The organism is Escherichia sp. Lx600-2 (assembly GCF_036662595.1).
Taxonomy (GTDB): Bacteria; Pseudomonadota; Gammaproteobacteria; order Enterobacterales; family Enterobacteriaceae; genus Escherichia; species Escherichia coli.
In genome coordinates this window covers 1-9,857 of sequence record NZ_JAYQWM010000107.1, presented here as the reverse complement: position 1 = coordinate 9,857, position 9,857 = coordinate 1, and the positions used below count along the sequence as shown (strand labels likewise).

10 protein-coding genes and 1 pseudogene are annotated in these 9,857 nt (G+C 47.7%); 4 read left to right on the top strand and 7 right to left on the bottom strand.

The window, feature by feature from the left end:
* Positions 1-154 precede the first annotated feature (154 nt).
* The 3 genes from ompN (at position 155) to ttcA (ending at position 2,974) form a co-directional block, all read left to right on the top strand.
* Positions 155-1,288: a porin OmpN gene (gene ompN, locus OQV04_RS21690; protein WP_062893206.1), complete on the top strand. Its 1,134-nt coding sequence runs from the start codon at positions 155-157 to the stop codon at positions 1,286-1,288.
* Positions 1,289-1,428: 140 nt separating this feature from the next.
* On the top strand, positions 1,429-1,863 hold the full coding sequence (uspF, locus tag OQV04_RS21685; RefSeq protein ID WP_001295593.1) for a universal stress protein UspF: 435 nt from the start codon (positions 1,429-1,431) through the stop codon (positions 1,861-1,863).
* 175 nt (positions 1,864-2,038) lie between these two features.
* On the top strand, positions 2,039-2,974 hold the full coding sequence (gene ttcA / locus OQV04_RS21680; RefSeq protein ID WP_000081418.1) for a tRNA 2-thiocytidine(32) synthetase TtcA: 936 nt from the start codon (positions 2,039-2,041) through the stop codon (positions 2,972-2,974).
* Positions 2,975-3,102: 128 nt separating this feature from the next.
* Here ttcA and dbpA read toward each other — a convergent pair whose 3' ends face one another.
* From dbpA to ydaN, 4 genes are all read right to left on the bottom strand, one after another.
* A complete protein-coding gene (dbpA, locus tag OQV04_RS21675; RefSeq protein ID WP_045177711.1) occupies positions 3,103-4,476 on the bottom strand; it encodes an ATP-dependent RNA helicase DbpA in 1,374 nt (457 codons plus the stop codon).
* A gap of 29 nt (positions 4,477-4,505) precedes the next feature.
* The gene (gene ynaL / locus OQV04_RS21670) at positions 4,506-4,679 is read right to left on the bottom strand and encodes a proline-rich small protein YnaL (RefSeq protein WP_001296046.1); all 174 of its coding nucleotides are present in this window, start codon (positions 4,677-4,679) and stop codon (positions 4,506-4,508) included.
* Between the two features lie 274 nt (positions 4,680-4,953).
* Positions 4,954-5,937, bottom strand: a complete 984-nt coding sequence (gene zntB / locus OQV04_RS21665; RefSeq protein ID WP_000387388.1) for a zinc transporter ZntB — start codon at positions 5,935-5,937, stop codon at positions 4,954-4,956.
* A gap of 13 nt (positions 5,938-5,950) precedes the next feature.
* Positions 5,951-5,998 (bottom strand): protein YnaN, encoded by a 48-nt coding sequence (gene ydaN, locus OQV04_RS21660; protein ID WP_211180494.1) that lies wholly within the window; start codon positions 5,996-5,998, stop codon positions 5,951-5,953.
* 193 nt (positions 5,999-6,191) lie between these two features.
* Here ydaN and dgcM point away from each other — a divergent pair, with 193 nt between their 5' ends.
* Entirely contained in the window at positions 6,192-7,424 is a 1,233-nt protein-coding gene (dgcM, locus tag OQV04_RS21655) for a diguanylate cyclase DgcM (RefSeq protein ID WP_112919017.1), read from the top strand.
* Positions 7,425-7,444: 20 nt separating this feature from the next.
* Here dgcM and smrA read toward each other — a convergent pair whose 3' ends face one another.
* The 3 genes and pseudogenes from smrA to OQV04_RS25250 form a co-directional block, all read right to left on the bottom strand.
* Positions 7,445-8,008 (bottom strand): DNA endonuclease SmrA, encoded by a 564-nt coding sequence (gene smrA / locus OQV04_RS21650; protein ID WP_044865323.1) that lies wholly within the window; start codon positions 8,006-8,008, stop codon positions 7,445-7,447.
* A gap of 253 nt (positions 8,009-8,261) precedes the next feature.
* Positions 8,262-9,717 (bottom strand): annotated as a pseudogene (locus OQV04_RS21645) (DHA2 family efflux MFS transporter permease subunit).
* Between the two features lie 83 nt (positions 9,718-9,800).
* Positions 9,801-9,857, bottom strand: a complete 57-nt coding sequence (locus OQV04_RS25250; protein ID WP_003032489.1) for an IS1 family transposase — start codon at positions 9,855-9,857, stop codon at positions 9,801-9,803.

Genomic DNA, 9,857 nt, shown 5'->3' with positions numbered 1-9,857 from the left:
TCATGATGTCCCTCTGGGATGCGCTCCGGATGAATATGATGATCTCATATCAGGAACTTGTTCGCACCTTCCCTAACTGAACTTCTCCTTTAGGATGTTTTCACTCCCCGAAATGGGGATAAAAGGCAAATAAAATAACTAAAGGATTTATTCAATGAAAAGCAAAGTACTGGCACTTTTAATTCCTGCCCTGATCGCCGCAGGTGCTGCACATGCAGCCGAAGTTTATAATAAAGACGGCAACAAATTAGATCTGTATGGCAAAGTTGATGGCCTGCATTATTTTTCTGATAATTCAGCGAAAGATGGCGACCAGAGCTATGCGCGTCTGGGTTTTAAAGGCGAAACCCAAATTAACGATCAACTTACTGGCTACGGTCAATGGGAATACAATATTCAGGCAAACAACACTGAATCTTCAAAAAACCAGTCATGGACCCGTCTGGCATTTGCCGGACTGAAATTTGCAGATTACGGTTCTTTCGATTACGGACGTAATTATGGTGTAATGTACGACATCGAAGGCTGGACCGATATGCTGCCTGAATTTGGCGGTGACTCTTATACCAATGCAGACAACTTTATGACTGGTCGTGCCAATGGCGTCGCGACTTATCGTAATACTGATTTCTTCGGTCTGGTAAATGGTCTGAACTTCGCGGTGCAGTATCAAGGTAACAACGAAGGTGCCAGTAATGGTCAGGAAGGCACCAACAACGGACGTGATGTTCGCCATGAAAACGGTGACGGCTGGGGTCTTTCCACAACATATGATTTAGGCATGGGCTTTAGCGCTGGTGCGGCATACACCTCTTCTGACCGCACCAATGACCAGGTTAACCATACTGCGGCGGGTGGTGATAAAGCAGACGCGTGGACTGCTGGGCTAAAATACGATGCTAACAATATTTACCTGGCAACCATGTATTCAGAAACGCGTAATATGACCCCGTTTGGCGACAGCGATTATGCAGTTGCGAACAAAACCCAGAACTTTGAAGTCACTGCACAGTACCAGTTTGATTTTGGTCTGCGTCCGGCAGTCTCTTTCCTGATGTCTAAAGGCCGTGACCTGCACGCTGCCGGTGGTGCAGACAACCCGGCAGGTGTTGATGATAAAGATCTGGTTAAATACGCCGATGTTGGCGCGACTTACTATTTCAATAAAAACATGTCCACTTATGTTGACTATAAAATCAACCTGTTGGATGAAGATGACAGTTTCTACGCTGCCAACGGCATCTCTACCGATGATATTGTCGCTTTAGGTCTGGTTTATCAGTTCTAAATCCTCCTGCCCGCTGTTATGGCGAGCTTTTTCTGCTTATTATTCCTCCTTTGATCTAAATTAAAAATGTGAACTCCGTCATTACACAAAAAGTGTCATCTGGCGTTACACTTTATGCGGATACTAAAACAGGAGGTTTTATGAACAGAACGATTCTTGTCCCTATCGATATTTCCGATTCAGAATTAACTCAACGCGTGATTAGCCACGTTGAGGCAGAGGCAAAGATTGATGATGCAGAGGTTCATTTCCTGACGGTAATACCTTCACTGCCCTACTATGCCTCTCTGGGTTTAGCGTATTCCGCAGAATTACCGGCAATGGATGACCTGAAAGCGGAAGCCAAATCGCAACTGGAAGAGATCATTAAAAAATTTAAACTGCCAACCGACAGAGTGCATGTCCATGTTGAGGAAGGTTCGCCCAAAGACCGTATTCTGGAATTGGCGAAGAAGATCCCCGCTCATATGATCATCATTGCTTCCCATCGACCGGATATCACCACTTATCTGCTCGGTTCCAACGCCGCAGCTGTAGTGCGTCACGCAGAGTGCTCCGTGCTGGTTGTGCGCTGACACTAACGCCCGCACATTGCTGCGGGCTTTTTGATTCATTTCGCAAATGTGCTGACATTTTCCTCTCTAATCCGTACCATACACGCCACAGTTTTTATATCAGATTTCTTATGCTGGGCGTTCCGGCATGACGCATACTCTTCTGATGCCATATAACGAATTGAGTCGCTTTTAAATGTCGCAAAATCAAGAAATTAGCAAGAAAGAACAATACAACCTGAACAAATTACAAAAACGCCTGCGTCGTAACGTGGGCGAAGCCATTGCTGACTTCAATATGATTGAAGAAGGCGATCGCATCATGGTTTGCCTCTCCGGGGGTAAAGACAGCTATACCATGCTGGAGATTCTGCGCAATTTGCAGCAAAGCGCGCCAATCAATTTTTCGCTGGTGGCTGTTAACCTCGATCAAAAGCAACCGGGCTTCCCGGAGCACGTTCTGCCCGAGTATCTTGAAAAGCTGGGCGTTGAGTACAAGATTGTTGAAGAGAACACTTACGGTATCGTGAAAGAGAAGATTCCAGAGGGCAAAACCACTTGCTCACTGTGTTCTCGCCTTCGTCGCGGTATTCTTTATCGTACCGCAACGGAACTGGGGGCGACGAAGATCGCGCTGGGTCACCATCGTGACGATATCCTGCAGACGCTGTTCTTAAATATGTTCTACGGCGGCAAGATGAAAGGTATGCCTCCGAAACTGATGAGCGATGATGGCAAACATATCGTTATTCGTCCGCTGGCCTACTGCCGCGAGAAAGATATTCAGCGATTTGCCGATGCAAAAGCGTTCCCCATTATTCCGTGCAACCTGTGCGGTTCACAGCCTAACCTGCAACGTCAGGTGATTGCTGACATGTTGCGTGACTGGGATAAACGTTATCCAGGGCGTATCGAGACGATGTTCAGCGCGATGCAGAATGTGGTGCCGTCGCATCTGTGCGATACCAACCTGTTCGATTTCAAAGGCATCACCCACGGTTCTGAAGTGGTTAACGGGGGTGATCTGGCGTTTGATCGCGAAGAGATCCCACTACAACCGGCGGGCTGGCAGCCAGAAGAAGATGAAAATCAGTTGGATGAGTTACGGCTGAATGTGGTTGAAGTGAAATAACCAGGATAGCGCCCGATGCGCAAGCGTATCGGGCTACTCTTATGGAGGCCGGATAAGACGCGGCCAGCGTCGCATCCGGCAATCCCGAATAAGATGTTTACTCTTGCACCCGGCAATTCAACATTTCATTATTTTAATAACCGCACCCGGCACGTTTTTCCTTTAATCTTCCCGCCCTGTAACTGTTTCCATGCTTTATGAGCAACAGCCTGACGGACCGCGACATAGACATGCGCCGGATGCACGGCGATTTTGCCTATATCTGCGCCATCAAGCCCGATATCTCCTGTCAGTGCACCTAATACATCACCCGGGCGCATTTTGGCTTTTTTCCCGCCATCGATACACAACGTTGCCATTTCTGCTTCCAGCGTCACAATGGAACTATTAGCTGGCGGCGTTTGCCAGTTAAGTTTTATCTGCAACATGTCAGAAATGATATTGGCCCGCTGTGCTTCTTCCGGAGCACAGAAACTGATCGCCAGACCGCTATTTCCTGCACGAGCTGTACGACCGATGCGATGTACATGAACTTCAGGGTCCCACGCCAGCTCAAAGTTCACCACCAGCTCAAGCGATTTAATATCCAGACCACGCGCAGCAACATCAGTCGCGACCAGTACACGGGCGCTACCGTTAGCAAAACGTACCAGGGTCTGATCGCGATCGCGTTGCTCCAAATCGCCGTGTAATGACAATGCACTTTGCCCTACTTCATTCAGCGCGTCGCAGACAGCCTGGCAATCTTTTTTGGTATTGCAAAACACCACGCAAGAGGATGGCTGATGCAAGCTTAATAACTGTTGCAACAGAGGAATTTTGCCTTTACTGGATGTCTCATAAAATTGTTGTTCAATGGGTGGCAAAGCATCTGTTGAGTCAATTTCAATCGCCAAAGGATCGCGTTGCACTCGTCCGCTGATTGCGGCGATGGCTTCCGGCCAGGTTGCCGAAAACAGAAGCGTCTGTCGAGATGCCGGCGCAAAACGGATGACATCATCAATGGCATCGCTAAATCCCATATCCAGCATGCGGTCGGCCTCATCCATCACCAAAGTATTCAGCGCATCCAGTGATACCGTGCCTTTTTGCAGGTGATCCAGCAAACGGCCCGGCGTTGCCACGATAATATGCGGCGCATGTTGCAACGAATCACGCTGCATACCGAACGGTTGACCACCGCACAACGTCAAAATTTTGGTATTTGGCAGAAAACGCGCCAGCCGACGCAATTCACCTGCCACCTGATCCGCCAGTTCACGCGTAGGACACAGCACTAAAGCCTGGGTTTGAAATAGCGACGCATCAATTTGCTGTAACAAGCCGAGGCCAAAAGCCGCCGTTTTGCCGCTGCCAGTTTTCGCCTGCACGCGAACATCTTTTCCGGCAAGGATCGCCGGAAGCGCGGCGGCCTGCACCGGCGTCATGGTTAAATAACCCAACTCATTAAGGTTCGTGAGTTGGGCGGGAGGCAAAACATTCAGGGTAGAAAAAGCGGTCACAATCTATTCTCGTGGTCATCGACGCAAAGTTAGCAGGCGCGTATCCTCGCAGATCTACGCTCACGATGCGACAATTTAATCGGTTCTTCATCGGGTGGTGGGTCAGGCATGGGTTGCGGGCGAGGGATCGGATCGGGAACTGGAACAGGATCGCCAGGAATCGGTTCAGGGACAGGAATTTGCAAATAAATAAGTGTCGTCATATTTCCCTCCGGTCATTGGGTGGACTCTTAAAGGGTAGACGCTGATAAATAACAGGCAAAAAAAAGCCGACTCATCAAAGTCGGCGTCGTACGAATCAATTGTGCTATGCAGTAATTCAAAAAAGGAAGTAAGACAATATGGAGCGCAACGCCCATCGCTTGACGTTGCATTCACCTGCAAGAGAGATATTGCCCTGAATGGGTAGAGAGTTTATTGACTTCGCTCAAACTTTGCGGCGTTTTTGTATACAGATAGCCGGAAAAATTGCTTTTGTTACAACCATTTACTACGATGCAACCATAAAGCAACACCACCAATAAGAACAACTAACAGAATACAAAAAATTGAAAATCCGAATTGCCACCCGCCGCCAGGGATCCCACCAAGGTTGACGCCAAATAACCCTGTCAGAAAGGTACTGGGTAAAAAGACCATTGCCATCAATGACATTGTATAGGTACGACGAGCTAAATTTTCCTGCATCACCTGAGCGATTTCATCCGCCATCACACCAGTCCGTGCTATACAGGCGTCGATTTCGTCAAGGCCGCGCCCAAGGCGATCGGCAATATCCTGCATCCGACGGCGTTGGTCATCGCTCATCCACGGCAAACGTTCACTGGCAAGACGAGCATAGACATCACGTTGCGGTGCCATATAGCGACGCATCACAATTAATTGTTTGCGCAGCAGAGCCAGGAATCCACGCGGCGGAATTTGCTGATCAAGGAGATTATCTTCAAGGTCGATAATTTTATCGTGCAGCTGCTCGATAAATTCGCTGGAATGATCGGTCAACGCATCGCACACATCCACCAGCCACCCTCCGCAATCGGTCGGCCCCGTGCCCTCTTCCAGATCGCTCACCACATCGTCCAGCGCCAACACTTTGCGTTGTCGGGTCGAAACAATTAACCGCCCGTCCATATATACACGCATGGCGACCAGTTGATCGGGGCGTTCATCGGTGCTGCCGTTTATACAGCGCAATGTAATCAGCGTGCCTTCACCGAGACGGCTGACTCGGGGCCGTGTGCTCTCACCTGCCAGCGCATCACGTACGTTATTGGGAAGCAGCGGTGTTGTCGCCAGCCATTGGGCGCTATCATGGTGTACATAATTAAGGTGGAGCCAGCAGGGATGCGCTTCATCAATCACATCTGTATTTTCCAGCGGTTTAACGCCGCCTCTACCATCCAGCATCCAGGCAAATACTGCATCCGGGACATTAACGTCCGATCCCTTAATCGCTTCCACAGTGCCTCCATCATCAACGCATTATTTTGTAGTCTAGCCTTCTGGCCCTGTTACGCAACATCTCATCACCCCATTACCCTGAAATGATTAATAAAATTCTGTCTAAATTGAATACAAAAAGCAAAATGCTTTTCCGTATACAAACCGTGTGAAGTGTTAAATAGCGTCTATCATTATCAGAATTATCTGATCATATGATGTGGCTTTTTTGCGATCGGATAGCAACAAAAATTGATAAAAATAATGGGATCTCAATGATTACGCACAACTTCAATACCCTGGACTTACTCACCAGTCCTGTCTGGATCGTTTCGCCCTTTGAGGAACAGTTAATTTATGCCAATAGCGCGGCGCGACTGTTGATGCAAGAACTCACGTTTAGTCAGCTACGAACCGGTCCCTATTCCGTCTCCTCACAAAAAGAACTGCCGAAATACCTCTCCGATCTGCAAAACCAACACGATATTATCGAAATCCTCACTGTTCAGCGTAAAGAAGAGGAAACAGCATTAAGCTGTCGGCTTGTTTTGCGAGAGCTGACAGAAACAGAACCGGTGATTATTTTCGAAGGTATCGAAGCGCCGGCAACGCTGGGTTTAAAAGCCAGTCGCTCGGCAAATTATCAGCGCAAAAAACAAGGTTTTTATGCGCGCTTTTTTCTGACTAACTCTGCACCAATGTTGTTGATTGACCCCTCACGAGATGGCCAAATCGTCGATGCTAACCTCGCCGCGCTCAATTTCTATGGTTATAACCATGAAACGATGTGCCAGAAACATACCTGGGAAATAAATATGCTCGGGCGTCGCGTCATGCCTATCATGCATGAAATTTCGCATTTACCCGGCGGTCATAAACCTTTGAATTTTGTTCATAAACTGGCGGATGGATCTACTCGTCATGTGCAGACCTATGCCGGACCGATTGAAATTTATGGCGACAAGCTCATGTTATGTATTGTGCATGATATTACTGAGCAAAAACGGCTGGAGGAGCAGCTGGAACATGCTGCTCACCATGACGCGATGACCGGATTACTGAATCGGCGACAGTTTTATCACATTACGGAACCAGGCCAAATGCAGCATCTCGCCATCGCTCAGGATTACAGCTTGTTGCTCATCGACACCGATCGTTTTAAACACATTAACGATCTCTATGGGCATTCTAAAGGTGATGAGGTGTTATGCGCCCTCGCCCGCACCCTCGAAAGTTGCGCTCGCAAAGGCGATTTGGTGTTTCGTTGGGGAGGCGAAGAGTTTGTCTTATTGCTACCAAGAACCCCACTGGATACCGCGCTTTCGCTGGCTGAAACTATCCGCGTAAGCGTGGCAAAAGTGAGTATTTCGGGCTTACCACGCTTTACCGTCAGCATTGGTGTGGCGCATCACGAAGGAAATGAAAGCATCGATGAACTGTTTAAGCGCGTTGATGATGCTTTGTATCGGGCGAAAAATGATGGACGCAACCGCGTGCTGGCGGCATAAGCCGCGGATGCGTCTCGAGATCAACGACTGCGCTTAGCGTGGCGCTCCCAGTTTTCTTGCTTCGCCTGCGCCGTTTTACGTAGTGCGACGTAACACGCCCCGCTGCCGCCATGATGCGGTAGCGCGGTGCAATATGCCTGAACATCATCAAATTCGGTCAGCCAGCGCGCCACATAGCTGCGGACAATATTGGCATGCGATTTATCATCCCGCCCTTTACCATGAATAATCAGCACGTTACGCAAACCATCCGCCAGGGCTTGTTGAATAAAACTGAACACCATTTTGCGGCACTCTTCCACCGGCTGGCGCAAAAGATTCAGGCTCGCCTGTTGCGGATATTTACCACTGCGCAGCTTATCCAGCACCCCATGTTGCAACCCTTCCCGCCGAGACTCCAGCGGCTGACTTAGTGGGATGATGTCGAGAAATCCGGTGGTGAGGAAATTATCAAGCTGCAGCGTGTCGATACGCTGCGGCGCACGTTGGTTACGCGTTGGATGCCAGTGGACATCGGTAGCACGTTTCAGCGGCTGGACATCTTCCATGGCGTCAAGAAACAGCGATTTGTCGTCAAGGTTCATGTAACCTCCTATGCACCTTCACACGTCGTGATTCAGACGGGTTAATTGTTCATACTTACTGCATCGTTCCCTTCACAGATTGAAACAATACTCTACTTCATACCTGTGAGTATCTGCGCAGGCGGAGCATTTTATACTAGCCTGTTAGCAGTATCGAACAGTTTAGCCCGAGTTTAATTCAGCACAGGCTACGATCAGGATGATTTATTCATAGCAGGAACCAACAAAAATGCGATAAATAACAGACCACTGATTAGCAGAAAGGTATCCGAAAATGCCATAGTTTGCGCCTCCCTCAGCATCAATTGACTCAATAATTTGGTTGAAGCCAGTATTTCCGATGTCTGGTCACTTCCACTGCGATTAAAAAATAAAGCACTTCTGGAAATGAAGTCATTCACCGTATGGGGAACAGTAACCATTTTTTCACCCATTCTCGAAAAATGAAAATTAGTTCGATTATTGAGAATAGAGCCACACAGGGCAATACCAATCGCGCCCCCAAGATTACGTGTTAAATTAAATACACCAGAGGCTAACTTCAGCCGTTCTTTTGGAATTCCCCCCAGCGTTAATGTTACGATGGGGGCCATCGCAAACTGCTGCGAAATCCCTCTAATTGCCTGTGGAAACAGTAACTCCTGCCATCCCCATTCGTGGGTTATAGGGGTAAAAAGATACATTGAAAACACAAATCCGCCCAGCCCCGCCATCAACAGCCATCGCAGATTTATTTTTTTACTTAACCAGAAGTAAAAGGGAACAGAAAATAACTGGAAAATACCTGTTGTGCAAACGGCAAAACCTATCTCTTCGGCATTTAATCCGCGAATCTGCCCCAAAAACACAGGTATTAAATATACAGTAGAGAATATCCCAACCCCTCCAGAAAAAGAAAAAAAACATCCCAGAGTGAAATTTTTATCCTTAAAAGCATGAAGATCCATTATCGGATTGGATATTGTAAGTGTACGCGCAGCAAATAAAATAAAACTCACCAATGCCAGAACTGATGTCAGCAAAATAGTATTATCATCCAGCCATCCCCAGCGCGCTCCTTCTTCAAGGGTATATTCCAGACATCCCAGTGTTATGGCCAACAGGATAATACTCGGATAATCAGCAACTTTCAGTAAAGAGAGATCAGGTTTATCAAAATTAACCAGAAAAGGAATACTCAAAACTAAATATATGCCAGGTAATATATTGATATAAAATAGCCATCGCCAGTCGAGGTTATCAGTGATCCAGCCCCCCAGAGTTGGCCCTAGCGTCGGTGACAGTGAGGCCAGCGCACTGACTACCGCAGCAGCCAACCCCAACTCTTTACCCTGGTAATAAATAAACGCCGTCGTGAAAACTAAAGGGATCATGGATGCGCCAGCAGCTCCCTGTAAAGCACGAAACAAAATCATGATCTGAATATTCCATGCAAGTCCACACGCGATACTCATTAAAGTAAATATTCCCGCGGATAGAGTAAAAAGCCAACGAGTGGAAAATACCCGTGACAGCCACCCAGAGAGCGGAATAACAATAATCTCAGCAATTAAATAGCTGGTCTGAAGCCAGGCCATTTCGTCTTTACCTGCGGACAGACCACCACCTATTTCATTTAGGGATGACGATACAATTTGAATATCAAGCTGAGCAATAAATAATCCCATACACATACTGGCGAAAGCAATATGTTTACGCATAGACATCATCTCTCATCAACACTGACGGTGACGGACAGTCCCGGGCGAAGAAGTTGCTTTAATTCCTTTGCGTCGTCGGTAATGACTCCAACTTATTGATAGTGTTTTATGTTCAGATAATGCCCGATGACTTTGTCATGCAGCTCCAC

Bases quoted from the DNA above. Each gene is read 5' to 3' on its own strand.
- ompN (WP_062893206.1), top strand. From the start codon at position 155: ATGAAAAGCAAAGTACTGGCACTTTTAATTCCTGCCCTGATCGCCGCA.
- ttcA (WP_000081418.1), top strand. From the start codon at position 2,039: ATGTCGCAAAATCAAGAAATTAGCAAGAAAGAACAATACAACCTGAAC.
- smrA (WP_044865323.1), bottom strand. From the start codon at position 8,008: ATGAACCTTGACGACAAATCGCTGTTTCTTGACGCCATGGAAGATGTC.
- uspF (WP_001295593.1), top strand. From the start codon at position 1,429: ATGAACAGAACGATTCTTGTCCCTATCGATATTTCCGATTCAGAATTA.
- dgcM (WP_112919017.1), top strand. From the start codon at position 6,192: ATGATTACGCACAACTTCAATACCCTGGACTTACTCACCAGTCCTGTC.
- ynaL (WP_001296046.1), bottom strand. From the start codon at position 4,679: ATGACGACACTTATTTATTTGCAAATTCCTGTCCCTGAACCGATTCCT.